Here is a 25,509-nt window from a genome sequence, read left to right as displayed (position 1 = left end):
GGGGAACAGGCGCGAATTATAGCCTGTCGCCGTCGCCGTCAACCGCTGGTCAGGGCATCGGCGACCGTGTGAAAGGAGCCGAAGACCAGCACCCGTTCATCCGGCCGCGCGGCTGCGCGGGCCGCCGCAAGAGCCGCGCCAACGCTGGCGAATGCGCGAATCCGCTCCGGTGCAATCTGCATGAGCAGGCGCTGCCGCAGCGCCTCGCCGGTCATTCCGCGAACGCCGGCATCGCCGATTCCGGCCACGGTCCAGTCGAGCATCTGCGGATCGAGCACGGCGACCACGGCTTCGATGTCCTTGTCGCGCAACGCACTGAACACGGCGTGCGTCGGTTTGGGATTGCGAACAAGCCAATCGGCGAGCTGGCGCGCGGCCTGCGGGTTGTGCGCGACATCGACCACCACCTCTGGCGCCTCGCCGATCTTTTGCAGCCGCCCGGGCACGCGAGCGTCGGCCACGCCGGAAATCATTGCCGCGTCGGGGATCGGAAACGGCAACGCACGCAGGGCGGCGATTGCCGCGGCAGCATTGTCCAGTTGCGCCGGCGCCGCCAGCGCCGGCAGCGGCAGGTCGATCTCGAAACCGGGCTCGCGCCAGCGCCAGCCCCGCTCCAGACTGTCGATCAGGTAGTCGGAATGCGCGCGGATCGCGAACGCGCCGATTTCATAAGCGTGGCGCAGCACCGACGAGGGCGGGTCCTTTTCGCCGAGCACGCAGGGCTTGCCGGCGCGCAGGATGCCGGCCTTGTCGGCGCCGATGGTTTCGCGATCGGGGCCGAGATAATCCTGATGATCGAGATCGACGGTGGTGATCACGGCGACATCGGCATCGACGATGTTGACGGCATCGAGCCGGCCGCCGAGCCCGACCTCGAGGATGGCGATGTCCAGGTTGGATTGTTCGAACAGCAGCAGCGCGGCGAGTGTGCCGAATTCGAAATAGGTGAGCGGAATGATTTCTTCGCCGGCCGTGGTGCGCGCGGCCTCGATGCGCTCGAACGCCGCGATCAGCTGAACATCGCTGGCATCGATGCCATCGACGCGCACGCGTTCGTTGTAGCGCAGCAGATGCGGCGAGGTGAATGCGCCGACCCTGAGCCCGGCGGCGCGTGCGATGGTTTCGATGAACGCGACGGTCGAGCCTTTGCCATTCGTGCCGCCCACGACGACGACCTGGCGACCGGGCTTGCCGATGCGCAAGCGCCGCGCAACTTCACGCACACGATCCAGCCCCATCGCGATCGCCTGGGCATGGGTGCGGAGCTGGTAGTCGAGCCATTCTTCGAGCGTTCGTTGCATCCGTGAATTATGCCGCAGCTACCCGCTTGTAGGAGCGAGCTTGCTCGCGACATCGTTTGCCGCAAAGCCATGCGCACCCAGAACGCGTGCTTGCTGCGATTGGTTCTCTATTGAAATTCCCGCTTCCGCTTCAGCCGCAACTTCCGCTTCTGCACCCGCGCCGCCGCGACCGACGGGGAGTCCGTGCCGGTTCGGTCGACACATCCTGTGCCGACTCACCGTCGCGGGCCATCCCTGGCCCGCTCACGGACACAACCCGTCGGTCCCGGCGTCGCTCTGAAATGACGAGGTTCTTCTTGAGATACGACAGGCTTTTTTTGTTGAGTAGCGATGAAATATCAGCGCGGCTCCGAAACCCACGGGGAGACTGTGAGCCGGCCATGGATGGTCGGCGACGGTGAGTCAGCGCAGGATGTGCTGACCGAACCGGCATCAGTCGGACCGCGGGTTTCGGGGACGCGGGTGCGAAAGGGCGGCGGTGATATTTTCAAACGCAACCCAATAGCAACACGCAGGCGACTTGGGGCAAGCATTGTCGGCAGCAAGCTGCCTCCTACAAGTACACTACAACGCCCGATGCACCGCTTCGCCGAACAGCGCCGTGTGGTGGTTGCTGTCGTTGAGGCGCACGACTTCGAGATGATCGACGTCGGGGCCCTCAAGCAGGTTGATCGTTGTCGGCGCCTGCCGAAACGACCACAACTTTGGCAATGGCAGGCCGAGGATCCGGCACAACAACACGCGGTTGACGGCGTCATGCGCGACGATCAGCAACGTGTCGTTATCACCAAGACCCTCGCAGGCCTTCGCGAACGCCGGCCAAGCGCGATCGAGCACCTGCTGCAGCGATTCGCCATTGGGCATCTGCACCGATTCCGGGGCATCGCGCCAGGCTTTCAGCAAGTCCGGATCGCGTTCGCGGATTTCGCTGGCGAGCAGCCCCTCCCATTCGCCATGGGCAATTTCCTGCAAGCCCGCGTCGAGCATGAGTTTCGCCGCGCGTGTTTCGCCCAATGCCAATTGCGCCGTGCGCTTTGCCCGAACCAACGGCGAAGCGACAGCGCGTGTTATCTGCACGAAACGCAGGCGCATGCCGAGTTTGTTCGCCTGCGCCTCGCCGACGTCCGAGAGCGGAATATCCATCTGGCCCTGATAGCGGCCTTCGGCATTCCAGGGAGTTTCGCCGTGTCTTGCCAACAGAATTTTCATTGAGTCACCGATGTCGCGTATCTATTTTCGATTTGAAGGGAATTCGAGTTGCCCGCATCGCTGCACAAACAGAAACGATGCGGTGCAGTCATCGAAGCAGGCTCAGACCATCGCCAACGCGACGATGCCGGGCACGGTGCGCAGGCCGACCAGCTGCTGCTCGGATACCGGACGGTCGACGGTGATCGCCGCCACCGCCTGGCCATCGCCGTTCGCGCCGAGCGAGAAGTTGATGATGTTGATGCCGGCGGCACCGAGCTGCGAACCGATGTGACCGATCACGCCGGGCACGTCCTCGTTACGCATCAGCAGGATGTGCGCGCCGGGATCGAAATCGAGTTCGACGCCGTCGAGGCGCACGACACGTGGTCCACGATGCAGCGTGGCTTCGATTTCACGCGCGCCGTTCTCGCCTTCGACACGGATGCGCAGCAGGCGGTCGAAACCGTCGCCATCACCACCCAGCGTTTCCGACACTTCCAGACCGCGCGCGGCGGCTTCGTGCAACGCATTCACCGGCGTCACGCGACCGGAGGCAGAGCCCAGCAATGCCGCGACCAGCAAACGCGACAGCGGCCGCGTATCCAGTGCTTCCGTGCGCCCGGCGTAGGTGATTTGCAATTTCGTTGGCGCAGGAACAAGCCGTGCCGACAGCTTCCCGAGCGCCGTCATCAGCGGCATCCACGGCCCGACTTCGCGCGCGGCTTCGGCGGTCAGCGGCGGCAGGTTGACGCAGCCGGCGACCGCGCCGGTCTTGAGGAAATCGATGATCTGCCGCGCAAGGATCGTGCTCACCGCCTGCTGCGCTTCGCTGGTCGATGCACCCAGGTGCGGCGTGAGGATCAGCTTGGCGTTGTTGCGTAGCGGCGATTCCTTCTGCAGCGGCTCGGTGACGAAGGTATCGAGCGCGGCGCCGGCGAGATGGCCTTCGTCGAGCAGTTTCAGCAGCGCTTCTTCATCGATCAGGCCACCGCGCGCGGCGTTGATCAGATACGCGCCTTTCTTCATCGCACGCATCTGCGCTTCGCCGATGAGGTTGGTGGTTTCCTTGGTACGCGGGATATGCAGCGTGATGATGTCGGCCCAGGCGAGCAGTTCATCCAGCGATTTCATCGGCACGCTCATGCGGCCGGCGGCGGCGGAAGGCAGGAAGGGATCGTAGGCGGCGACTTCCATGCCGATGCCTGCCGCCTTGCGCGCAACGGTGGCGCCGATGCGACCGAGGCCGATCACGCCGAGTTTCTTGCCTTCCAGTTCGAAACCGGTGAGGCCATTCTTCGGCCACTCGCCGGCCTTCATGCCGGCATCGGCGCGCGGAATATGCCGGGCCAGCGCGAACAGCAGCGAGATCGCATGTTCGGCGGCAGCCAGCGTGTTGCCATCGGGCGCATTCATCACGGCGATGCCGCGGGCGGTGGCGGCATCGACATCGATGGTGTCGACGCCAGCGCCGGCACGGCCGATCACCTTGAGCTTGCTCGCCTTGGCCAGTGCCTCGGCGCCAACCAGGGTGGCGGAGCGGACGAGGATCACGTCGAAGTCGGCGAGTTTGTCGGCCAGGACTTGCGGGTCCTTGATCGGTTCGCTGACTTCGACCGCGTAACCGGCCTCTTTGAACAGGTTCAGGCCGTCGGCGTGGATGCCGTCGCAGGCAAGGATGCGCATGGGTAACTCCAGGTGGGGGAAGGGTCGTGGTGCGCCGGAGAAAACACGGACGCGGGGACCCCATGCACGAGGAGCGTGGCCTGGAAAGGCCGGGTATTACAGACGAATTGTCGGGCAACCGGAACGGATGCAGCTGTTGCGGCGGCCAGGAGACGGGGCGTCATGCGCATGGGAGTCCTGTACCAACGGGGCCACCTTAGCAGAATTCCTGGGCATGAAAACCCGCAGTGCTGCCCTCGTTCGGCGAAGACTCCGCGGAGCGGTGACGCAGGCAAGCCAATGGCCCTGATCCATTTTCGCCTCCCAATTGCCGCGAGCCCCGCGTAGGAGCCAGCTCGCCGGCGACACCTTTCCCGGAACGCGACCTCGATTCCCGCAAGCGGATGAGCGTTGGGGTCGTCACGGCCGGGGCTGGCGTGGTCGCCAGCAAGCTGGCTCCTACGGGAGGTTGCGATGTCACCAGCAGGCTGGCTCCTGCGGGATCGGGCCATGACCTTTGGCCCATCGCCCGCCCCGCCGGGTATGACATACGCTCGCGCGCCTGTCCGCCGTTCTGGCGGTTTCCCGTAACCGACGCCCTCCCGGGCCTGGAGCCAAGAAGTGACCTCGAACACCCTCAAACACCTGACGCTCGCGTTGGCCGTCGCTGCCGCGCTGGGCGCCTGCAAGAAAGAAGAAGCTGCGGCTCCGACCCCGGTCGCCGATTCGCAGGAAGCCCCGGCGCTGAAGATCGATGAATCCAAGCTGCCGCCGCTGCCGCATTTCGCCGCGGGCGACCTCGACGACAGCATCGCCATCTGCAGCGACCTCAACGGCCACGTCAACGGCAAGTGGATCGCCGCCAACCCGGTGCCCGCCGACAAGACCACTTGGGGCAACTTCAACATGCTCGCCGAGCGCTCACTGGCCGTGCAGCACCAGATCATCGAAGCCGCCAGCACCGCCAAGAACGTCGCCGGCAGCAACGAACAGAAGATCGGCGACATCTTCAAGGTCGGCATGGACGAGACCAAGCTCAACGCCGACGGCATCGCGCCGCTGAAGCCGCAGCTTGCGAAGATCGACGAGATCAAGGACGCCGCAACGCTGAGCAGCTTCTTGCTGGACTCGTTCGCGAACGGCAACCAATACGTATTTGACTTCGGTCCGAACCCGGATTTCGAGAACGCGAAAAACACCATCGCGTTCGCCCAGGAAGACGGCCTGTCGCTGCCCGAGCGTGCTTACTACCTCGAGCCGCAGTACAAGGAAATCCGCGACGGCTTCGTCAGCCATGTCGAGAAGATGCTGACCCTCGCCGGCGTCGATGCCGCCGCCGCGAAGACGCAGGCGCAGGCCGTGCTCGCGTTCGAAACCCGCCTTGCCAAGGCATCGCTGACGCCTATCGAAGCCCGCGACCCGAAGAACCAGTACAACTACGTCAAGCTCGCCGATGCCGACAAGGCCGCGCCGAATTTCCCGTGGTCGAAGCTGCTGGCCGCCGAAGGCGTCACCGGCGTCGACGGCCTGTCGGTCAGCCAGCCGAAGTTCTTTGCCGAATTCAACAAGATGGTCGCCGACGCACCTGCCGCCGACTGGCAGGCTTACCTGCGTTACCAGACGGTCAAGAATGCCTCCGGCTTCCTGTCGGACGCGTTCGCCGACGAGCGCTTCGCCTTCTACGGCAAGCAGCTCAGCGGCCAACCGGAGCAGAAGCCGCGCTGGAAGCGCGTGCTCGACACGATCAACGGCAGCATGGGCGAAGCCCTCGGCCAGGTTTACGTCAAGCAGGCGTTCCCGGAAGAGTCGAAGGTCGCGATGGAGAAGCTGGTCGACAACCTGCGTGAAGCCCTCAAGGCCCGCTTGGAAAAACTCGACTGGATGAGCCCGGAAACCAAGGCCAAGGCGATCGCGAAGTGGAATACCTTCCACGCCAAGATCGGCTATCCGGACAAGTTCCGTGACTATTCCGCGCTGACAATCGACTCGGGCAAGAGCTATTACGACAATGCGCTGGCGGCCGGCAAGTTCGAAAACGCCTACCAGATGAGCAAGATCGGCAAGCCGACCGATCCGAACGACTGGGGCATGACGCCGCAGACGGTGAACGCGCAATACAACCCGCAGCTCAACGACATCACCTTCCCGGCCGCGATCCTGCAGGCGCCGTTCTTCGATGCCAAGGCGGATCCGGCACTCAACTACGGCGGCATCGGCGCGGTCATTGGCCACGAGATGATGCACGGCTACGACGACGAGGGCAGCCAGTTCGACCCCGATGGCAACCAGAAGAACTGGTGGACGGCCGACGATCGCAAGAAATTCGACGCCCGCACCGGCAAGCTGGTCGCGCAGTTCGACGATTACGTCGCACTCAAGGACGCCAAGGGCGAACACCACGTCAAGGGCGCGCTGACGCTGGGCGAAAACATCGCCGACCTCGGCGGCATCGCCATCGCCTACGACGCCCTGCAGCGCGAAATCGCCGGCAAGACGTCCGCGCCGATCGACGGTTTCACGCCGGACCAGCGCTTCTTCCTGAACTTCGCCACGATCTGGCGCGGCAACATCCGTCCGGAAGCGCTGCTGGTGCGATTGAACACCGATCCGCACGCGCCGGCCGCGCTGCGCGCGATGGGTGCGCCGTCCAACATCGACGCTTTCGCCACCGCCTTCCAGTGCAAGGCCGGTGACACGATGGTGCGCGGCGGCGACAAGAAGGTCGTGATCTGGTAATTCGCAGCCTCCGCTGCTGCAACACCGACGGCCCGGGAAACCGGGCCGTTTTTTATTTGTGTGAACGAAACCCGCCGCAACAGGAGCTACGCCCACGGTCGAGTGCTTGCGTTGATCCGCAGCTAATCCGAAGCGGTTCCTCACCGTCATGCCCGTCCCTACCAGGGCGACGCGGTAGAATCCCCGACCCGCCCCCAAAGGATCTGCACGATGACCCCAGCCTTTCGTCCGCTCCTCGTGCTGTTCGCATTGACCCTCGTCGCCGGCAGCGCCGACGCCGCCAAAAAACCCGCTGCGAAGCCCACGGCGAATGCGCCTTCGGCCTGCACGGATTTCTACGGCAACGTCAATGCCAGTTGGCTGCGCGCGCATCCACTGCCCGCAGGCGCCGACGGCTTCAGCCGCTGGGACGAGATCAAGGCGCTGGCCGATCGGCAAAGCCGTGAACTGACTCAGGCCGGCAAGAGCACCGGTTCGGGCCCCGCGTCCAGCCTGCTCGCCGACTTCGTCGCCAGCGGCCAGGACGAAACCGAAATCGATGCCGACAGCCGCAAACTGCTCGCCCCCCTGCTCGCCCAGGTCGATGCGATCAAGAAACCCAAGGATCTCGCCCGCACCCTGATCGTGCTGCAGGCATCAGGCATTCCGGTGTTGTACGACATCGACGTGCTGCGCGATCCGCAGAACGGCCAGCCGCGCGCGACCCTGATCCCGAACGGCCTGGGTCTTTCCGATCCGGCTTTCTATACCTCCGGCGATCCCGCCGTGCAGCGCGTCGCCGGTCTCTACCGCGCCTATGTCGCCGACCTGCTGAAATTCTCCGGCGTACCCGGCGCGCAGCTCGCCGAACAATCCAGCCAGGCGATTGCGATCGAAGTGCAGCTCGCGCAGACGCTGGCCGTCCCCAACGCCGCCGCGCAATCGGTGGCCGCCGCCAACAAGAGCTACCCGCAGTTGCTGCTCGCCGACAGCCTGAAGGCGATGAATGTCCCAGCCAGCGAAATCACCTTCCAGTACCCGGCGTATTTCAAGGCCGTGGACGGCATGATCGCGAAGACGCCGGTCACGCAATGGCAGGCGTATCTGCGCGCGCAAATCCTGCATTCGCTGGCGCCCGCGCTGGCCACCGATTTCCGCCGCTCGTACGCGCTGATGGTCGACGACGGCCTCGCCAAGCGCGTGCCGCGCACGCAGGCCGAACGCGTCTCGCAGCTGGTCAACGACGAAGCCGCCGACCTGCTCAGCGCCGCGTATGCCGAACGCTATCTCGGTGCCGCCCAGGAACAGAAAGCCGATGCGATCGGCGAGGCGATCCGCGCCGCCACCGGCCGTGCGATCGATCGCGCGACCTGGCTCGATGCCGATGCAAAACTCGCTGCACGCAAGCAGATCGACGCGATGCGCCTGGCGATCGCCAAACCGGCGACGCCGGTGTCCTTCGACGGCCTGCATTTTGATCGCGGCGAATTCGCCGGCAACCTGCTCGCCCTGCGTCGCTGGCAGAAAGCCCGCGCGATCGCCCGCCTCACCGCTCCGGTCTGGCCCTGGCCGGTCAGCCAGGCGCAGCCAGTGGTCGGTTTCGAACCCGCGCAGAATCGCCTGATCGTCACCGCCGCCGCGCTGCAAGCGCCAATCTTCGAAGGCAAGACCACGGCCAGCGACTACGGCGCGATTGGCGCATTGATGGCGCAGCAGATCGTCCTCGGCCTGTTCGGCGGCGGCGAATACCAGGCCGCCTGGATGGCGCACGGCAGCGCGCTGGTCAATCAATACGGCGCCTACACCGCGATCGGATCGAACAAGGTCGATGGTGCACGCACGCAGGCGCAGAACGCCGCCGACCTCGCCGGTCTGGAAATTGCCTACGACGCACTGAACACGCAGGCGCCGACCGACTGGGCCGCGAAGAAAGCTTTCTACACCGCGTGGGCAGCGATCTGGGCGCGACAGGATCGCGATTCGGCTGTGACCGCCGCGTTGTCGAGCACCACGTACGCGCCGGCGAAATGGCGCGTCAACGGCACCGTGATCAACCAGCCGGATTTCGCCCGCGTGTTCGCCTGCAAGGCCGGGCAGCCGCTGTTCAAGGCGGCGAAAGACCAGGCCGCATTGCTGCGCTGACATGTCGGACTTCCTGCCAGGCCAACGCTGGTTCAGCAGCGCCGAACCCGAACTCGGTCTCGGCACGGTGCTGCGCCTGGCTGGTCGCCAGGTGCAGATCGTGTTCACCGGCAGCGGCGTGCTGCGTCATTACGCCATCGGCAGCGCGCCGCTGTTGCGCGCGGCCTTCCGCAGCGGCGACCGTGTGCAGATCGGCGGCAGCGCGACGATCGTCGAACGCGTCGACGAACTCGACGGCCTGCTGCGCTACCACTGCGCCGGACGTTGCCATGCCGAAGGCGAACTCGATGCCGAACAACCGGTGTCGCAAGCCGACGCACGCCTGCTCGCCGGGCGCGTGGATCGCAACGATCGTTTCGAACTGCGCCGTGAACTGCTGCAACGCCGCGCGCAGGCGCGTGCGCATCCGGGCTGGGGCGTGCTCGGTGCGCGTATCGACCTGATCCCGCATCAGCTGCGCGTCGCGGAGATCGCCGCCGCACGACGCCCGCCGCGACTGTTGCTCGCCGATGAAGTCGGGCTCGGCAAGACCATCGAAGCCTGCCTGATCGCCGCGCAACTGATCGCCAGCGGCCGCGCCCGCCGCGTGCTGATCCTGGTACCGGAAAGCCTGGTCAACCAGTGGTTTGTCGAGCTGCTGCGCCGCTTCAACCTCGCTTTCTCGATCTACGACGAGGAGCGCTGCGAAGCGCTGGAGCTCACCGAGAAAAACGCCAACCCGTTCGAGGACGAGCAGCTCGTCATCGCCTCGGTCGACTGGCTCGCCAGTCATGACAAACGCGGCGAACAAGCGCTCGCTGCCGACTGGGATCTGCTGCTGGTCGACGAAGCGCACCACCTCGCCTGGTCGCCGGCCGCAGCGAGTCCGGCCTACGATCTGGTCGAAGCGCTGGCCGGACAAATTCCGGCGTTGCTGCTGCTCACCGCGACGCCGGAACAACTCGGCCTCGGTGGCCACTTCGCGCGCCTGCGCCTGCTCGATCCGGCGCGCTACACCGACCTGGAAAGTTTCGTCGCCGAACAGAAACACTATCTCGCGCTGTCGGCGCTCGCCGAACGCCTGCTCGCCAGCGAATCGCTGACTGCCGGCGACATCGAAACCCTGGCGCCACTGTTTCCCGGCGAAGGCGATCTGCTCGCTTCGCGTCTAGCGAAGATCGCGCACGGCGACGGCGATGCGCGCGATGCCCTGCTCGCCGATCTGATCGATCGCCACGGTACCGGTCGCGTGATGATCCGCAACCGCCGCGCCGCCGTCGGCGGTTTCCCGACGCGCATCGCCGACATCGACATCCTCGATGCCGGCGACGATCCGGCGCAGCCCGGTCTGCTGCAAGCCGAATTCGAACACGACCTCGGCGCCGTGATCGATCACCTCGATGATGGCGACGAGCCCGCGCACGATTACAAAAACGATCCGCGCACCGATTGGCTGCTGCGCAAGCTCGACGAGATCGCACCGGCGAAAGCGCTGCTGCTGTGTCGCACCCGCGCCAAGGTGCAGGCGCTGGAAGAAGCGCTGCGCCTGCGCAGCGGTTTGCCCGTCGCGCGCTTCCACGAAGACATGAACCTGCTGCAGCGCGACCGCAACGCGGTGTATTTCGCCGAACCCGAAGGCGCGCGCCTGTTGATCGCATCGGAAATCGGCGCCGAAGGCCGCAATTTCCAGTTCGCGCAGCATCTGATTTTCTGGGACCTGCCGCTGCACCCGGACATGCTCGAACAACGCATCGGTCGCCTCGACCGCATCGGCCAACTCGGCGATGTCAATGTGCACGTCGCCGCGATCGCCGGCAGTCCGCAGGAAGTATTGCTGCGCTGGTATCACGAAGGCCTCGATGCCTTCACCGGCGTGGTCGCCGATGGCCGCGAACTGCTGCGCCGTTTCGGCGAAGAACTCATCCAGCTCGCCGAAACCGACGCCGAGCAACGCGAGCCGGCGCTGACGAAGCTGATCGAGCGCACGCGCAGTACGCATGTCGAGCTCGCGGAATTGATCGCACAGGGCCGCGACCGCCTGCTCGAACTCGGCAGCCGCCAGGGCCAGGGCGACGATGCGCTGATGACCGCACTGCGCGAGAACGACGTCGCCAGCGGCGATGACGACTATCCGATGCGCCTGCTCGAAGCCTTCGGCGTGCACCACGAGCCGCTGAGCCCGACGCTGTGGCTGCTCGATCCCGAGTACCTGACCACGGAAGGGTTCGCCGAACTCAAGAATGGTCCGCGCCAGGCGACGTTCGACCGCGCCACCGCCCTCGCCCGCGATGATCTGCTCTACCTGCGCGCCGACCATCCGATGCTGCGTTCGGCGCAGGAGATGCTGCTCTCCAGCGAGACCGGCAACGTCGCCTTCCTGATCGACGACAGCCTGCCGCCGCGCAGCGTGATCCTGGAATCGGTGTTCGTGCTCGAATGCGTCGCACAGGAAAGTCTCAATGCCGATCGCTTCCTGCCGCCGACGCCGGTGAGCATCGCCATCGACACGCGCCTGCAGGCGCGACCGGATTTCGCACCGAACGAACGCGCCGGCCTGCGCGCCGGCGATCGCCAGTTCGACCTGTCGCCGATGCGCAAGGTCCTGCAGGCGCTGGTGCCGCCGATGCTGGAGAAAGCCCGCGGCGAGAGCGAAACCCGTTGCGCGGCATTGATCGAAAGCGCCGTCATCCACGCCGATGCCCTGCTCGGCAACGAACTGCTGCGCATCGAGGCGCTGGCGCGGGTGAACCCAGCCGTGCGTCCCGAAGAAATCGCCGCGTTGCGCGCGGAACGCGAACAATTGCTGGCGGCTCTGCCAACCGCGCGCCCGCGCCTGGATTCGTTGCGTCTGGTGGCCAGCGCGGATTTCCTGTCGCTGCGGCGTTGATCGGCCGCAAGCTATTTGTAGCTCGCGCCGCGATGCGCGAGCGGATTCAATTCACGATGCGGAAACGCGGCGGCGGCTTTTTCCTGTTGTTCTTGCCGAACGGCGGCTGCCCGCGCCAGTAGCGGATATGCAGCCAGGCCGCGAGCAGGCCGCCGAGGAATCCGAACTGGCTGAGCAGCCCCGCGCTCCACAGCCCAACGCCGAAATTGAGCGTGCAAAGCACGATCACCAATGTCTGCATGCGCACCGGGATCGGCGGCAGGATCAGCATCACTTTCTGCTGCGGATCGAGATAGGCGCAGGCGAATAAAATTCCGTACATCACGCCGTCGGCGCCATAGGTGGGCGAGTAGCCGCCGAGACCGACGTTGAATGCAACCGACGAAACGATGAATTGCAGCAACGTCGAACCCGCCGCGCAGGCGAGCAGGAACAGGCCGTAGCGGCGGCTGCCCCAGATCGCCTCGAGCATCATGCCGCCGAAGAAATACAAGGTCAGCGCGACGAAAATCATCTTCGTGCCGGGATTGACCAGCAGATGCGTCGCCAACTGCCAGGGCATGAAATCGCCGAGGAACCCGAGCACGCCTCCGTCGATGTCACCGCCCATGCCGCCGATCGGCCACAGCACCAGATGCGCAAGAACCGACCAGGGCAGCATCGAGACAAGAAAACTCGCGACGGCTGCCCACAGCAGCTTCATCGTCAGTGGTGGAATGGAGTTCATCGATCGTCACCCGAAAAATATCGGCGCGCCGGTGGTTTTCCACGCCAGTAGAGGATCAATATCGCCGCAAACAACAGGCCGCCGAGATGCGCGAAATGCGCGACGCCGGACTGCGCGCCGCTGAGTCCGAGGTAGAGCTCGATGGCGCCATAGATCAGCACGGCCCAGCGCGCCGGTACTGGCACCGGCAGCAACAGGAAAATCAACTTGGCGCCTGGATAGTAGACCGCGAAAGCCAACAAAAGACCGAAGATCCCGCCGGAAGCGCCGACTGTCGCGATCGGCATCGGATCGACGGCATCGAGCATCATCGTCGTCACCAGCAACTGGCAAAGCCCGGCGCCGATCACGCAGAAGAAATAGAAAAAAGCGAAGCGGCGCGAGCCGAGATAGTTCTCGGCCGCCGAACCGAACTGATACAAGGCCCAGCCATTGAACGCCAGATGCACCCAGCCACCGTGCATGAACGCATGCGTGACCAGTTGCCAGGGCTGGAAGCCGACGCGGACAACCTTGCCGAATTCGGAAAACTGCGCCGGAAAACTTCCCCAGGGCCAGAGCTCGAAAGGCGCCTGCAATTCCGGCGAGGCCCATTGCTGCAACAAAAACCCGGCGATGATCGCGATCAACAAGCCCAGCGTCACGGGAGGAATGCGATTCAAGGGCCTGATCTCCGGAAGCGAGGCCGTATGATAGCCCGATGATGCAGTCCGCCCTATCGGTCGAGTCCGCCGCGCTGGATATCGCTGCGGCGGGCTTGTCGACATCGGGATATGCGGTGCTGTCGATCGCCATCGACCACGAACTGCTGCTGGTCCTGCGTACGGAAGGATTTTCCCATCGCGACGCACTGCTGCCCGCCGCCACCGGCCGCGGCGACGGCAAGCACACGAGCAGGCAACGCGGCGACTCGACGCTGTGGCTGGATGACGCGGCCTGCGGCGACGCCTCGCGGCGATTTCTCGCGGGACTCGAAGACCTGCGCCGGCAATTGACTGGGCGCCTGATGCTGGGCATCAACGAGGTCGAGGCGCACTACGCACTGTATCCACCGGGCGCGGTCTATGCGCGCCATCGCGACCGCTTCCGCGACGACGATGCCCGCGTGCTGTCTCTGGTCTGCTACCTCAACAATGATTGGCTCGCCGAGTCCGGCGGCGCGCTGCGCCTGCACCTGCCGGACGGCGCCATCGATATCCTGCCGTGCATCGGCACGATGGTGATTTTCCTCAGCGCCGAAATCGAACACGAAGTACTGGCCGCGACGCGCGAGCGCCTGAGCATCGCCGCCTGGTTTCGCCGTCGCGACGACGCCTGATTTTCTCTCTCTGTGTAGGAGCGACGCGAGTCGCGACAGCTCTCGCGTCGGAGCGAGCTGTCGCGACTCGCGTGGCTCCTACAGAAACGTGGCAATCACGGCTTCCACAACACTTCGTCCAGCGTCGCGGCCGCGCGTTGTCCGCGCACGCGGCCATTCTCGACGATCACGCCTTCGGCGCGCAGGCGTTGCGCCTGTTCGGCGAACTGGCGGTCATCGGGCGGAAATGCGATGCGGCCGTCGGAGCGCAGGACGCGATGCCAGGGCAGTTTCGGGTCATCGTTGTCCGCCAGTATCCGCGCGACCATGCGTGCGCGACCGGGCAGGCCGGCGCGGCGCGCGATCTCGCCATAGCCGGCGATCTGTCCGCGCGGAACGGCGCGAATGGCGGCGAGTATCTTCTCGGCGGCAGACTTTCCCGGCATGCGGGTTTAGGATACGCCCTCGCAAAGGAAATGCCGCCATGCAAAATTTCGAACAGATCCGCAGCCACGTCCAGGGCAAATACAAACTCACCGCGCGCGAGCCGTACCTGGTCTGCGTCGAACTTTCCCTGGACAAGGGCAAGCGCCACCAGAGCATCTTCCTCGCCGAACTCGAGAGCGAGGATGGCCGCAAGTTCCTGCGCGTGAACACCGCCGTTGCGCCGATGACCGGGCTCGACCTGCGCCGCATGCTCGCCTTCAACTGGCAGAGCCGCGTCGGCTACATGGCGATTGGCGAACTCGATTCCGTGCCCTACCTGCAACTGTGCGAGAACCGCCCTTACGACACGCTCAATGCCGCGGAAGTCGATCGCATGGTCCTGGAAATCGGCGGGCTCGGCGACAACCTCGAGCGCGAATTGTCCGCCGGCGGCGATTTGCTCTGAGGCAAGCGATGCAGGAGCGACTGTAGGAGCGACGCAAGTCGCGATGGCTATCTCTTCGATAGCAGGCAATCGCGACTGGCGTCGCTCCTACATGGCTATTCTTACGCCCAACCCTGCGCCTTAAGCAGCCGCACCAGGCACCAGGCGATGATGCCGGCGGCGGGAATCGTCAGGATCCATGCCCAGACGATGCGTTCGATCACCGACCACTTGAGCGCGCGCGGATTCTTGGCGAAGCCCACGCCCATGATCGCGGTCGAAATGCTGTGCGTGGTCGAGACCGGCATGCCGAAATGCGCCGCGACGAACAGGATTGTCGCCGAGCTGGTTTCCGCAGCGAAGCCGTTGATCGGATGCAGCTTGATCATCTTGTGACCCAGCGTCTTGATGATGCGCCAGCCGCCCATCGCGGTACCGGCGGCCATCACCAGCGCGCAGCTGATGATGATCCAGGAGTCGATGCCGTCCTTGCCGCCGTGCGGATGCATGAAGGCAAGCCAGGACGGCAGATGATCGAGCGTGCCGTCGGCCTGCGCCGCGATGATCGCCATCGCGATCACACCCATGGTTTTTTGCGCGTCGTTGGTACCGTGGGCGAAGCCCATGTAGCCGGCGCTCAACACCTGCGCCTTGCCGAAGAACGCATTGATCCAGCGCGGCCGCGAGATGCGCGCCAGGGAACCGCCGGCGTTGTTCATGCTGCTGATCAAGGCCATCAGCCCGCCCATGATCAGCACGCCGAGCAGGAATCCCGCCACCGGCGAGGAAACCATCGGCACGACGACCTTCCAGTACAGGCCGCTGTTCTTGCTCAGGCTTTCGCCGGTCTTCGCCCAGACCAGCGCATGCCAGTTGTTGTCGGTAGCGGCGAGCGCGGCGCCGCAGATGCCGCCGATCAGCGCGTGGCTGGACGAGGACGGCAGCCCGCGCCACCAGGTGAAAAGATTCCAGACGATGCCGCCGGCGAGCGCGCAGATGATCACCTGCGAGGACAGGATGACGACGTTGGCGTCGACCAGCCCCGAGGAAATCGTCTTGGCCACGGCCGTGCCCCAGAACGCACCGATCAGGTTGGTCGCCGCGGCCATCACCACCGCCTGCATCGGCGTCAGCACCTTGGTCGCAACGACGGTGGCGATGGAGTTGGCGGTGTCGTGGAAGCCGTTGATGAATTCGAACACCAACGCCGTCGCGATGACGAGCAGGAGCAGGGTAAGCACGGCCGGCTCCTCAGGAGTTCTTCAATACGACCTGGTGCACCACGTTGCCGGCATCGCGGCAGCGGTCGATGGCTTTTTCCAGCAGTTCGAACAGGTCCTTGAGGATCAGGTAGCGCATCGGATCGGTTTCGCGCGAATAGGTTTCGCGATAGAGCTCGAGGATCAGGCGGTCGGCTTCGGCTTCGATCGCCTGCATCTTGTCGTTGAGGGCCTTGCTGGTGTCGATGTTCATGCCCTTGCGCAGCAGGCCGACCATCTGTTCGATCACTTCGCAGGCGCGCTCGAGCATCACGGCGCGCGAGGTGAAATCGACTTCGCCGAGGCGCTCGGCAGCGAGCATGTAGCGCTCGGCGAATTTCTCGACGATCTTCGGAATCTTGTACAGGGCGCTCGACAACGCATCGATGTCTTCGCGTTCAAGCGCGGTGACGAAGGTGTTGACCAGCTCCTGGCTGATCTGCGCGGCCAGGGCCTTTTCGCGCTGGCGTGCCAGCTTGAACTTCTCCAGCGAGCGCTGCGCCGGTGGCGTGGCCAGCAATTCGATCAGCGCGCGGGTGCTTTCGCGGGCGGCGGCGGCGCTGGCTTCCAGCAGCCCGTAAAACTTGTCGCCCTTGCCGAAAATGGTCTGGAGAGAAAACATCGCGCCGCCCTCTGGGTTCCGCCGGAGCATCCGGCACATGTCAGCTAGTTTACTCAAAGATGACAGTCCGCGGCCCGGATACAGGCCTGCTGTATGCTTGCGGACACGATAGCCCCGACCACCGCAGGCCATGCCCTTTTCCCTGTTGCGCCGCCCCCTGCCCTCGTTCCTGCTGGCCAGCCTGCCGATATCGGTGCTGGCAACGTCCGTCGCCCCCCTCCTCCGCCTTTCGATCCCTGCGGCGGTCTGCGCCGGCGAAGCGACTGCGCTGCCATGATCGAACTCTTCATCGTCGTTGTCTTCGTGCTGATGAACGGCTTCTTCGCGCTGTCGGAGATGGCCGTCATCACCTCGCGCAAGGCCCGCCTCAAGGAAATGGCCAAGGACAGCCGCGGCGCGGCCAAGGCGATCGAACTCGCCGAGCACCCGGAGAGTTTCCTGTCCGCGGTCCAGGTCTGGATCACCTTGCTGAGCCTGCTGACGGGCTCGTTCGGCGGCGAATCGGTGGCGGCGCGCCTGGAGGTCCCGCTGTCGCGGATCGACCTCATCGCGCCTTACGCGCATACCATCGCATTCGCCTTCAGTTTCGGACTGATCCTTTACATACAGGTCGTGCTCGGCGAGCTGCTGCCCAAGCGCCTTGGCACGCTGCGTCCCGAGCCGATCGCGCAGCGCGTGGCCTTGCCGATGAGCGTGTTGGCGACAATCGCAAAGCCCGCCGTATTCCTGCTCGCCGGCAGCACCCGTCTCCTGATGCGAGTACTTGGGCAAGGTTCGCTTGCCGAGGAAAAAGTCACGGAAGAAGAAATCCGCCATCTCGTCGCCGAAAGCCACGAGCAGGGCATGATCGATGTCGACGAACGCAACATGCTCAACCGCGTGCTGCGCCTGAGCGACCGCAGCGCCGATTCGCTGATGACGCCGCGCACGCGCATCGTCTGGCTGGATGCGAACGCCGAGCGCGAGGAAAACCTCGCGACGATGCGCGAGACGCCGCTGGCGCGCTATCCGGTTTATCGCGGCGCCGATACCGAAGTGCTGGGCATCCTGGAAGTGAAACACCTCGCCGGCCTGATCGACGACGATGGCAAGCCCGACCTGTTCACGAATCTCGGCACCGCGCTGTTCGTCACCGATTCCACCAATGCGTTGAAGCTGCTCGACATCTTCCGCGAAGAACAACAGACGCTGGCGCTGGTCGTCGATGAATACGGCGACATCCAGGGCCTGGTCACGCTCAACGACCTGCTCGGCGCCGTGCTCGGCCGCGTGCACGAGATCGAAAGCGCCGACGACGAACCGCTGGTGATCGAGCGCGACGACGGCAGTTGGCTGATCGACGGCCGCCTGTCGATCGAGGAATTCCGCGAACTGCTCGTCCTGCGGCAACTGCCCGGCGAAGACGACAACGACTTCACCACGGTCGCGGGCATGGTGATCGCGCGTTACGGCCGCATCCCGCATGCCGGCGAACATTTCGACTGGCAGGGCTGGCGCATCGAGGTCGTCGATCTCGACGGTGCGCGCATCGACAAACTGCTGGTCGCACGGACCTTGCTGTCGCAGCCCGAACACACGACCTGAACTTGCGTCCGCGGCCATTGATCCCCAATAGAGAGCGATGACCGACGTCCACGCCGCCAGCACCAGTACCAGCACCCGCGCACTCATCGACAAACTCGCCGATGGCGATCCGGATGAGGCACTGAGCTTCAGCGAGTTGCTCGATCAATTCAGCGAACGCGGCTTCGGCCTGTTCCTGTTGCTGGTGATGCTGCCCTGCTTCATTCCGCTGCCGGTCGGTGTCGGCGGCGTCAGCGGCAGTCTGGTCACGCTGATCGGATTGCAATTCCTGTGGCGCCTCGAACATCCGTGGCTGCCGGGATGGCTGGGCCGCCGACGCATCCATCGCCGCGTGCTGATCGGTTTCCGCAATCGCATGGGCAAATGGCTGGACCGCCTGGAGAAGCTCACGCGGCCGCGCAACGAAGCCGTACTCACGCATCCGCTCGCACACGCGTTCACCGGTCTGTTGCTGTTGCTGCTCGGCGTATTGCTCGCCCTGCCCCTGCCACTGACCAACTACCCGTTCGGCCTGATCCTGCTGGTCTTCGCCTTCGCCCTGATCGAACGCGACGGCCGCCTGATGCTGATCGCCTGGGCCCTGGGTCTGGCCGAGATCGCGGTGCTCGCAACCTTCTCAGGTGCGATGACGAAAGCGCTGGCGGATGTGATCGGGTGGTTTCAGCACTAGAACCTATTGCCTGGCATTGCGCCGACGCTCACTCCTGCACGAACAACTTCAAGAAATCCTCGGCCGGCATCGGGCGGCCCAGCCAGAAACCCTGGCCCTGATCGCAGCCGCGTTCGCGCAGGATCGCGTACTGGCCTTCGGTCTCGATGCCTTCAGCGACGACGGTGATGCCCAGCGAATGCGCCATCGCGATGATCGCGGTGGTGAGCGCGAGATCGTCGGGATCGCGCAGCACATCAGCGACGAAGCTACGATCGATTTTTACGCCGTCGACCGGTACGCGACGCAGATGACTGAGGCCGGAGAAGCCAGTGCCGAAATCGTCGAGCCAGACTTTCACGCCGGTCGCGCGCACGCGCGACAAAAGCGCGCTGGCCTGCGCCTCGTCGCTGAGCACAGCGGTCTCGGTGAGTTCCAAGTGCAGTTGCTGCGGCAATAGCCCGGATGTTTTCAGCGAGTGGCCAACGACATCGGGCAACTCGCCGCTGCGCAGCTGGCGCGGCGAAATGTTCACCGACACGAACGGTTTCGCGTTACCGACACTCGGCCAGACCGCGGCGTCGCGGCAGGCAGCTTCCAGCACGTGCCGACCCAACGATTCGATCAGGCCACTTTGTTCGGCGACTTCAATGAACACCGATGGCGGCACCATGCCCAGGCGCGGATGCTGCCAGCGCAGCAGCGCCTCGGCGCCGGTGATGCGACCGTCGGCGAGATGGAACAGCGGCTGATAGACCACGGACATCTCGCCGCGCTCCCAGGCGCCGCGCAATTCCTGTTCCAGCTGCACGCGGCGCTCGACCGCCTGGTCCATCGCGCGGCTGTAGAAGCGGTAGCAATTCTTGCCGGCGACTTTCGCCTGGTACATCGCGATGTCGGCGTTCTTGAGCAGCTGCCCGGCGTTGCTGGCATCGAACGGGAACAGCGTGATGCCGACCGAGGCGCCGAGGAATACCTGCTTGCCGGCGAGCAGCAGCGGGCGTTCGATTTCCTCGATCAACGATTCGGCCAGACGTGCGGACGAGGCGCGGATATCGTCGGCGAGGAAGAGCACGATGAATTCGTCACCGCCGAAACGCGCAATCTCCGCGCCCTTGCCGCCGTGGTTTTCCAGCGTCATGCGCACGCGCACCGCGAGCTGGCTGAGCACGTCGTCGCCGGCTTCGTGACCCAGCGTGTCGTTGACGCGTTTGAAATCGTCGAGATCGATGAACAGCAGCGCGAGCTCGCCGCTGTTGGCATTGAGCGTGAGCAGGCGGTCGTCGAGCGCTTCGCGGAACGCCAGGCGATTGGACATGCCGGTCAGCGGATCGGTGTAGGCCATGCGGCGGATTTCGCGATCGTGCCGGGCGACGCCGGCGCTCATGCGCGAGAACGCGCGGAACAGATCGCCGATCTCATCCTCACGCTCCGAATCCACTGGCGCGACGCGTTCGGGATCGGCAGCGCTGGCGGCCATGGTCTTGGCCAGCGCGCGTATCGGCGCAAGCACGCGCCATTCAAGCAGGTAGACCGACAGCACGCTGATCGACAGCAGCGCGAGCAAGGCGATCACCAACCAGCGGCGATGATTGCGGCTGGCCTCGTGCAGATGCTGGTTCAGCGGCCCGAGGATGCGGTCCTGCGCCTCGCTGGGCGGACTGCCGACCAAGCCGACGCGGACACCACCGATGCGCCGGCCGTCGTTGAGCACGGGCGCGGAAACGTCGAGCAGGTTGTCGGCCCATTGTTTGGTGATCGCGCTGGCAGACAAGGCCGCATCGGCGAGTGGATCGACCATCGGCTGGCCGACGTGGCTGCCGTCGCCGCCGTCATCGACGATATGGCCGCGCTGGTCATAGACGATCACATACTGGACATCGGGCTGGTTGAGGGTTGCACGCGCGACCACGGCGATGCGCGGGCTGTCGCCGGAAAGCATCGGCACGGCTTCCGCTTTCGCGAACTGTCCGGCGAGTTGCTCGCCGCGGCGCGTGAGGTTTTCCCGGGCCAGCTCCTGCATCGCCGCATTGGAATGCGCGAGGACTTCGCGCCGGCTCGCCTCTTCGCCGCGCCACAGGCCGAAGGCCATCGCGAGCACCAGCAGCGACAGGATCGCGAGCACGAAAAGCAGCTGGCCGCGTAACCCCAGCCTCAACTTCATCGGCATCGTGCGCCCCGGAAAATCATCCCCAGCCATCCCGCGCAAGCAAGAACATGATTCCCAAGCCTAACCGATACCGCCGCCCCAAGGGCAGTGGCCGCGACTCAGGACTTCTTCAACAGGCGCTGGGTATCGGAAAAAATGCCGCGCAGGATGCGCAACTCACGCGGATCGGGCTGTGCGCGCTGGAACAACCGGCGCAGGCGTTGGCTGATCATGTCCGGCGGCCGGCCCTTGTGGAAATCGATGTCATCGAGCAACGCAGAAAAATGCTGGAAGAACGCTTCCATCTCCGCCTGCGTCGCGGGCAGGTCGTCGGGATCGATCGACGCTGCGATCGTCGCGGCGTCCATGTCGGCATTCGCGTTCGTCGACAGCGTCGCCATGCGGATTTCGTAGCACAGCACCTGCACCGCTGCGGCGATATTGAGCGAGCTGTAATCGGGATTGGCCGGGATGCAGACCGAGGCGTGGCATAGCTGCAGTTCGTGATTCTCCAGACCGGTGCGCTCGCGCCCGAACACCAGCGCGACGCCACCGCGTGCCTGCGCATCGACCAACTGCCGCGCGGCATCGCGCGGCGGCAATTCCGGCATCGTCACAGTGCGCCGGCGCGCGGTCGTGCCGATCACGAAACGACATTCGGCGAGTGCGTCTTCGAGCGTCGCATGGACTTCGGCGACATCGAGCACATCATTGGCGCCGGCGGCGAGCGCATAGGCATGTGGATCGGGAAAACATTCCGGTGCGACCAAGGCCAGCCGGGACAGTCCCATTGTCTTCATTGCCCTGGCCGCCGAGCCGATATTGCCGGGGTGCCGGGTGCCGACCAGGACGATCTTGAGCGCGTCATTCATGGCGATAGTGTAGCTGCGGGGCGCGGGATTTCGCCGTGGCTGTGGCCTGGAGCGCAGGCTCGAGGGTCGGTCTGGTATCATGCGACCCGCTCGGGCACCGACCCGGCGCGGCTCTTCATAAACTCAGCGGATCCTGGACGGGAAGCCCATGCAAAAACCTGTCGTCAACGTCATGGTCAAGGCCGCCCGGCAAGCGGGCAATGTGATCCTGCGCCACATGGGCAAGCTCGACAGCCTCAATGTCTTCGAGAAGGCGCGCCAGGATTACGCCAGCGAGGTCGACTCGCTCGCCGAAGCCGAAATCATCAAGGAACTGCGCCGCGCCTATCCCGATGTCGCCATCCTCGCGGAAGAATCCGGAGCGATGGGCAAGGGTCGCCAGACCTTCATCATCGATCCGCTCGATGGCACCTCCAATTTTCTGCGCGGCCTGCCGCACTTCTGCGTCTCGATCGCGCTGGTCGAGAACGGCGAGCCGACCGACGGCGTGATCTACGATCCGCTGCGCAACGAAATCTTTTCCGCCAGCCGTGGTGCCGGCGCCGTCCTCAACGACAAGAAGATCCGCGTTGGCGACCGCAAGGACCTGGGCGGCAGCTTGCTGATCACCGGCTTCCCGCCGCGCGAACGCGCCCGCCTGGGCAACCAGCTCGACACCATCCGCACGCTGCTCGGCGACGCCGAGGACATCCGCCGTACCGGTTCGGCCGCGCTGGACCTGGCCTACGTCGCCTGCGGTCGCGCCGACGGCTATTTCGAAGCCGGCGTGAAGCCCTGGGATGTCGCCGCCGGCATGTTGCTGGTGCGCGAAGCCGGTGGCCGCGTCTGCGATTACCGCGGTCGCGGCGAGCAGATCCTCAACGCCGGCCAGATGGTCGCCGGCAACCTGCGCGTCAGCGAGGCCTTGCAGAAAGCGATCGTGCAATCGGGTTACGCGTCGTCGTTTGATTGATTTCGCACCTGTAGGAGCGACGCAAGTCGCGAACTTGCCGACGTTGAATAGAGGTCGCGACTTGCGTCGCTCCTACAAGAGCCACAAATAAAAAGCCGCGCATCAGCGCGGCTTTTTATTTGTGCGGCAACACCAGCAATCAGGGCCGGCGTGCGAGTTCCGCTTCGTCCTTGGCCTTCGGCATCAGGTCCTGCTTGGTCACGCCCAGCCACAACAGCAGCGGGTTGGCGAAGAAGATCGAGGACAAGGTACCGACCACGATGCCGATCAGCAGCGCCGTCGAGAAGCCCTTCAACGTCGGGCCGCCGAACAGGAACAGCGCCAGCACGGTCAACGCGGTGGCCAGCGAGGTCATGATCGTGCGCGACAGCGTCGAGTTGACCGCCTTGTTGAGCACCTCGACCGGCGCGAGGTTGCGCGTGGTCTTGAACAGTTCGCGCACGCGGTCGAACACCACGATGGTGTCGTTGACCGAGTAGCCGTCGACCGCGAGGATCGCCGCAAGCACCGCCAGGTCGAACTCCATGCCGGTCAGCGAGAAGAAGCCCAGCGTCAGCACCACGTCATGCAGCTCGGTGACCACGGTGGCGATCGCGAACTTCAATTCGAAGCGCATCATGATGTAGATCATGATGCCGACCAGCACCACGACCACGGCGACCAGACCGCCCCAGGCGAGATCGGAGCCGACCTGCGGACCGACGTATTCGCTGTGCTTCTTGGTGACTTGCTGGCCATCCGCGCCCAGCGCCTTGAGCAGGTTGTCGGCGACCTGAGAGTTGCGCGTATCCAGATTGGATCCGTCTTCCGCGCGGGCATCGGCATGCACCGCGGTGGCGAGGTCGGTCACTTCCTTCGGCGACAGGCGGATCGCGTAGTTCTGCGCGTCGAAGCGCTGGACCACGGCTTTTTCCATGCCGATCTTCGCCAGCGCGGCACTGACGGCCGCCTGCTCGGTGGGCTGCGCGTAGACGACTTCCACCAGCGTGCCGCCGGTGAAATCGAGCGCGAGGTTCAAACCACGTGTCGACAGCGACACGATCGAGGCGAGGAAAAGAATCAGCGACAGCGACACCGTCCAGCGACGGATGCCCATGAAGTTGACGTTGCTGTTGGGATTGAAAAATTCCATGGCTTAGAACCCGCCTCCGACAGAGACGCTCTTGATCTTGCGGCCGTGGCCGTAGATCAGCGTCGACAGGGCACGGCTGACCGTGACCGAGGTGTACATCGAGGTCAGCACGCCGAGGAACAGCACGACCGCGAAACCGCGCACCGGACCCGAGCCGAACGAGAACAGGGCGATGGCGGCGATGATCTTGGCGACGTTGGAGTCGAGGATGACCGTCCAGGCGCGCTCGTAACCGGCCTTGATGCTGGACACCGGCGAATTGCCGAGGCGCAACTCTTCTCTTATTCGCTCGCTGATCAGCACGTTGCCGTCGATCGCCATGCCGAGCGTGAGCACGATACCGGCGATGCCGGGCATCGTCATGGTCGCGCCAAGCACGGACAGCACGGCCGTGAGCAGCAGCAGGTTGAGGAACAGCGACAGCACCGAGATCACGCCGAACACGCGGTAGTAGACGATCATCAATGCGCAGACCAGCAGGAAGCCGATCTCGACGGCCTTGCGGCCGGCGGCGATGTTGGCGGCACCAAGCGAGGGACCGATGCCGCGTTCCTCGACGATGTCCACCGGTGCGGCCAGCGCACCTGCCTTGAGCTGCTTGGCGAGGCTGTTTGCCTCTTCCTGGCTCAGGCCGGTGGTCTGGAAATCCTTGCCGAACACGCCCTGGATGGTCGAGGCGCTGATCACGCGCTCGTCGGTGCGCGAGGAGCGCACTTCCTTGCCGTCGATCATCACCGACGTTGGCACGCGTTCGATGTAGACGATGCCCAGACGCTTGCCGACATTGTCGAGCGTGTGGTCGAGCATGCGTTTGCCGCCGGCGGCATTGAGCTTGATGCTCACCGCCGGACGACCGCTTTCCGGATCGATCTGCGGCGTCGCATCGACCAACTGGTCACCCGAGACCAGGCGGCGTTTGGACAACATGATCGGAACGCCATTCATGGTGTTGGTATAGACGCGGGCCCCGGCCGGCACGGTGCCGTCCTTGAGCGCGCTGGCGGCATCGCCTTCGACTACGGCGCGGAATTCCAGCGTCGCGGTCGCACCCAGCTGGCGCTTGGCTTCGGCGGTGTCCTGCAGGCCCGGTAGCTGCACCACGATGCGGTTGCTGCCCTGGCGCTGGATCACCGGCTCGGCCACACCGAGACCGTTGATGCGGTTGCGCAGCGTGGCGACGTTCTGGTCGATCGCAGCGTCGGCGATCGCCTTGATTTCCTCGGGCGTGACAATGCCGAGAATCAGCGTGTCGCTGGACTCGGTGAAGCGCAGCTTGGGCATTTCCCGGCTGAGCAGATTCAGCGCTGCGGTCTTGTCGGCGGCACTGCTCAGCTGGATGCGGATGCCAGCCGCACTGCGGCTGACTTCGCTGTAGCGGATGGTCTTGTCGCGCAACGCGGCGCGGATTTCCTCGATGTAGTCCTCTTCGCGCTTGGTGCGCGCCGCAGCCTGGTCGACTTCCATCTGGAAGTACACGCCGCCCTGCAGATCGAGGCCCAGCGTCATCGGCTTGGCGCC

General features: G+C 64.7%; 20 protein-coding genes. 8 read left to right on the top strand and 12 right to left on the bottom strand.

Annotation, left to right across the window (positions count from 1 at the left end; all coding sequences use genetic code 11):
* Positions 1–38 precede the first annotated feature (38 nt).
* From folC to serA, 3 genes are all read right to left on the bottom strand, one after another.
* Positions 39–1,301, bottom strand: coding sequence for a bifunctional tetrahydrofolate synthase/dihydrofolate synthase (gene folC / locus VKM35_RS00100; protein ID WP_324317077.1), 1,263 nt, complete (start codon positions 1,299–1,301; stop codon positions 39–41).
* Positions 1,302–1,865: 564 nt separating this feature from the next.
* Positions 1,866–2,510: a histidine phosphatase family protein gene (locus VKM35_RS00095; protein WP_324317075.1), complete on the bottom strand. Its 645-nt coding sequence runs from the start codon at positions 2,508–2,510 to the stop codon at positions 1,866–1,868.
* Between the two features lie 102 nt (positions 2,511–2,612).
* Positions 2,613–4,175: a phosphoglycerate dehydrogenase gene (gene serA, locus VKM35_RS00090; RefSeq protein WP_324317073.1), complete on the bottom strand. Its 1,563-nt coding sequence runs from the start codon at positions 4,173–4,175 to the stop codon at positions 2,613–2,615.
* A 600-nt stretch (positions 4,176–4,775) separates the two neighbouring features.
* On the opposite strand from serA, the gene VKM35_RS00085 reads away from it, so the two are divergent.
* The 3 genes from VKM35_RS00085 (at position 4,776) to rapA (ending at position 11,877) form a co-directional block, all read left to right on the top strand.
* The gene (locus VKM35_RS00085) at positions 4,776–6,890 is read left to right on the top strand and encodes a M13 family metallopeptidase (RefSeq protein ID WP_324317071.1); all 2,115 of its coding nucleotides are present in this window, start codon (positions 4,776–4,778) and stop codon (positions 6,888–6,890) included.
* 210 nt (positions 6,891–7,100) lie between these two features.
* Complete coding sequence (locus VKM35_RS00080) at positions 7,101–9,011, top strand: M13 family metallopeptidase (RefSeq protein ID WP_324317069.1); 1,911 nt, start codon at positions 7,101–7,103, stop codon at positions 9,009–9,011.
* A gap of 1 nt (position 9,012) precedes the next feature.
* On the top strand, positions 9,013–11,877 hold the full coding sequence (gene rapA, locus VKM35_RS00075) for an RNA polymerase-associated protein RapA (protein WP_324317067.1): 2,865 nt from the start codon (positions 9,013–9,015) through the stop codon (positions 11,875–11,877).
* A 46-nt stretch (positions 11,878–11,923) separates the two neighbouring features.
* On the opposite strand, the gene VKM35_RS00070 is transcribed toward rapA, so the two are convergent.
* Both VKM35_RS00070 and VKM35_RS00065 read right to left on the bottom strand, forming a co-directional pair.
* Entirely contained in the window at positions 11,924–12,604 is a 681-nt protein-coding gene (locus tag VKM35_RS00070; protein ID WP_324317065.1) for a rhomboid family intramembrane serine protease, read from the bottom strand.
* Positions 12,601–13,266: a rhomboid family intramembrane serine protease gene (locus VKM35_RS00065; RefSeq protein WP_324317063.1), complete on the bottom strand. Its 666-nt coding sequence runs from the start codon at positions 13,264–13,266 to the stop codon at positions 12,601–12,603. The genes VKM35_RS00070 and VKM35_RS00065 overlap by 4 nt, the downstream gene beginning before the upstream one ends.
* Positions 13,267–13,307: 41 nt before the next feature.
* Between VKM35_RS00065 and VKM35_RS00060 the strand changes: the two genes are divergently transcribed.
* A complete protein-coding gene (locus tag VKM35_RS00060) occupies positions 13,308–13,922 on the top strand; it encodes a 2OG-Fe(II) oxygenase (RefSeq protein ID WP_324317061.1) in 615 nt (204 codons plus the stop codon).
* A gap of 95 nt (positions 13,923–14,017) precedes the next feature.
* Here VKM35_RS00060 and VKM35_RS00055 read toward each other — a convergent pair whose 3' ends face one another.
* Positions 14,018–14,347 (bottom strand): MGMT family protein, encoded by a 330-nt coding sequence (locus VKM35_RS00055; RefSeq protein ID WP_324317059.1) that lies wholly within the window; start codon positions 14,345–14,347, stop codon positions 14,018–14,020.
* A 38-nt stretch (positions 14,348–14,385) separates the two neighbouring features.
* Between VKM35_RS00055 and VKM35_RS00050 the strand changes: the two genes are divergently transcribed.
* A complete protein-coding gene (locus VKM35_RS00050) occupies positions 14,386–14,793 on the top strand; it encodes a hypothetical protein (protein ID WP_324317057.1) in 408 nt (135 codons plus the stop codon).
* 101 nt (positions 14,794–14,894) lie between these two features.
* Here VKM35_RS00050 and VKM35_RS00045 read toward each other — a convergent pair whose 3' ends face one another.
* Positions 14,895–16,013 carry an inorganic phosphate transporter gene (locus tag VKM35_RS00045; protein WP_324317055.1) on the bottom strand — a complete coding sequence of 373 codons (1,119 nt, stop codon included), beginning with the start codon at positions 16,011–16,013 and terminating at the stop codon, positions 14,895–14,897.
* A 10-nt stretch (positions 16,014–16,023) separates the two neighbouring features.
* Positions 16,024–16,653 (bottom strand): pit accessory protein, encoded by a 630-nt coding sequence (locus VKM35_RS00040; protein WP_324317053.1) that lies wholly within the window; start codon positions 16,651–16,653, stop codon positions 16,024–16,026.
* A 273-nt stretch (positions 16,654–16,926) separates the two neighbouring features.
* Here VKM35_RS00040 and VKM35_RS00035 point away from each other — a divergent pair, with 273 nt between their 5' ends.
* Positions 16,927–18,237 (top strand): hemolysin family protein, encoded by a 1,311-nt coding sequence (locus VKM35_RS00035; RefSeq protein ID WP_324317051.1) that lies wholly within the window; start codon positions 16,927–16,929, stop codon positions 18,235–18,237.
* Between the two features lie 37 nt (positions 18,238–18,274).
* Complete coding sequence (locus tag VKM35_RS00030) at positions 18,275–18,907, top strand: exopolysaccharide biosynthesis protein (RefSeq protein WP_324317050.1); 633 nt, start codon at positions 18,275–18,277, stop codon at positions 18,905–18,907.
* A 28-nt stretch (positions 18,908–18,935) separates the two neighbouring features.
* Here the strand turns inward: VKM35_RS00030 and VKM35_RS00025 are convergent, their stop codons facing one another.
* The gene (locus tag VKM35_RS00025; RefSeq protein WP_324317048.1) at positions 18,936–21,056 is read right to left on the bottom strand and encodes a putative bifunctional diguanylate cyclase/phosphodiesterase; all 2,121 of its coding nucleotides are present in this window, start codon (positions 21,054–21,056) and stop codon (positions 18,936–18,938) included.
* A 98-nt stretch (positions 21,057–21,154) separates the two neighbouring features.
* Positions 21,155–21,907, bottom strand: coding sequence for an RNA methyltransferase (locus tag VKM35_RS00020; RefSeq protein ID WP_324317046.1), 753 nt, complete (start codon positions 21,905–21,907; stop codon positions 21,155–21,157).
* A gap of 148 nt (positions 21,908–22,055) precedes the next feature.
* Here VKM35_RS00020 and VKM35_RS00015 point away from each other — a divergent pair, with 148 nt between their 5' ends.
* A complete protein-coding gene (locus VKM35_RS00015) occupies positions 22,056–22,859 on the top strand; it encodes an inositol monophosphatase family protein (RefSeq protein ID WP_324317044.1) in 804 nt (267 codons plus the stop codon).
* A gap of 139 nt (positions 22,860–22,998) precedes the next feature.
* Here the strand turns inward: VKM35_RS00015 and secF are convergent, their stop codons facing one another.
* Positions 22,999–23,991: a protein translocase subunit SecF gene (gene secF / locus VKM35_RS00010; protein ID WP_324317042.1), complete on the bottom strand. Its 993-nt coding sequence runs from the start codon at positions 23,989–23,991 to the stop codon at positions 22,999–23,001.
* Between the two features lie 3 nt (positions 23,992–23,994).
* On the bottom strand, positions 23,995–25,509 hold a 1,515-nt coding region (secD, locus tag VKM35_RS00005; RefSeq protein ID WP_324317040.1), incomplete at its 5' end, for a protein translocase subunit SecD.

Origin of the sequence: Arenimonas sp. (assembly GCF_035312645.1) — a bacterium.
Lineage (GTDB): Bacteria > Pseudomonadota > Gammaproteobacteria > Xanthomonadales > Xanthomonadaceae > Arenimonas.
This window is presented reverse-complemented; position numbering and strand designations above follow the sequence as displayed.